The 1,671-nt window shown below is 64.5% G+C and carries 1 protein-coding gene; it reads right to left on the reverse strand.

Features of this window, described 5'->3' with window-relative positions:
- On the reverse strand, positions 1-1,645 hold a 1,645-nt coding region (locus KH616_RS24885), incomplete at its 3' end, for a POTRA domain-containing protein (protein WP_292254875.1).
- Between the last annotated feature and the right edge of the window lie 26 nt (positions 1,646-1,671).

Raw genomic sequence — 1,671 nt, forward strand, 5'->3', positions numbered from 1 at the left:
TGCGCGATGCGCTCTCGATCGGCGCATCGCCGACCGCCTTTGCAACGGACAGGTCGAGGTTGTAGTAACGGCCGTCCGTCAGGCGCACGCCGATGCCGACCGAGGACAGCTTGCTCGGCGCCGGCGTGCCGCTGTGCAAGTACACACGCGCCATGTCGTAGGCGATATACGGCGTGATCGCCTTCAGGTACGTGTAGCCCGGCGTGAAGCCGCGATTGACCTCCAGCGACATGCCCCAGCCGGAATCGCCGGACGTTTCGCCAGGCTGGTAGCCGAGTGCGTAGCGCTGCGCGCCGAACGAGATCTGCTCGGACGTCGGCAGCGAATCCGGGCTGTATTGGCCGGTCAGCCCGACCGACGTGCCGATCCCGAACGGCCATTCGTTGGTCTGCGTAAATGTTGCGCCGGTTCGGACGAACGTCAGCGAGGTCGGGCTCGGGATCGACGTGGTCGTGGTGCCGGACGTGATGTCCTGCGATTTCGACGCGCCGAGAATGTTGAACGCCTTCGCGACATTGAGGCTCAGCTTCTGCACCTGTTTCGGCGCAACGCCCGTGTAATCGAGTTGCATCTGCAGGACGCGCACCTGCGAACGTGTGTCGAGCGTCACACCCGTGTTCTGGTTCTGATACCGGTCGTCGTTGTGCGACGCGTAGCCCGAGACCGTGCCGAGCAGGCTGCGCTGGTTGTTCAGCAGCAGCGGATAGGACGCCGACAGCCCCAGTTTCTCGTTTTTCACGGTGCGCTGGACGTACGAGGGCAGACCGGGGTTTTCGCTCGGCTTGCCGCGATACGTGGTGGCATCGAGGCGCGTGATGAGGCCGTTGCTGCCCACCGGTACGGCGCCGCTGAATGCAAAGTAGGTCTGCTTGTCGCGTCCGGGCGGCGCCAGCGCGGAAATGCTCAGTTGCTCGCCAAACGATGTCAGGCCGTTTTCGGTCGCGGTGATGAGACCCTGGACGCCCGGATGATTGAAGTCGATCCCGGTGCTGATGTTGAAAGGCTTGCGGTCGACGTTCAGCTCGAGCGTCGTGGCGCCGTCGGTATTCTGCGGCGGCGGCACGTTGGCCTTGACCGACACGCCGGGCAGCAGACCGAACATGTTCACGTAGCGCTCGAACGTCGCGCGCCGCAGCGGCCGGTCGGCGGTGATGTGCGCGGCGATCGCGCGGAGTTTCGCCTCCATCGCGCCGGGCTTGCCGGTGACCTTGACGTCCGCCACATAACCCTCGACGACGCTGACGCGCACGACCCCGCCTTCGAAGGTTTGAGCGGGAACGAATGCGAACGACAGCGCGAAGCCGCGATCCTGGTACAGCTTCGTGACGCCGTTGGCCGTCCCGATCAGCTCGCCGATCGTGATGTCCTTGCCGACGAGCGGCGTAAACCGGCGGGAAATATCCTCGAACGGCACCGACTTGACGCCCTCGATCTGAAAGGTGGTCGGTGTCAGGTGGCGCGCGAGCAGTTCCTGCAGCTGCGGCGCTTGCGGCGCGACCTGCACGGTCACGTTCGGGCCTTTCTTCGGGGCGTCGATCTGGGGGAGGGATTCGAGCGGGTTGCCTGCTACGCGCGATTGCGCATGTGCCGCGCCTGCCGCCGTGATTGCAAGCAGCAGCATCCACGTATCGACTCTGGATTTCATCGTTCTTCCTCGTTGGCCTTGCTTAT

Source organism: Burkholderia sp. (assembly GCF_018375725.1).
Lineage (GTDB): Bacteria > Pseudomonadota > Gammaproteobacteria > Burkholderiales > Burkholderiaceae > Burkholderia.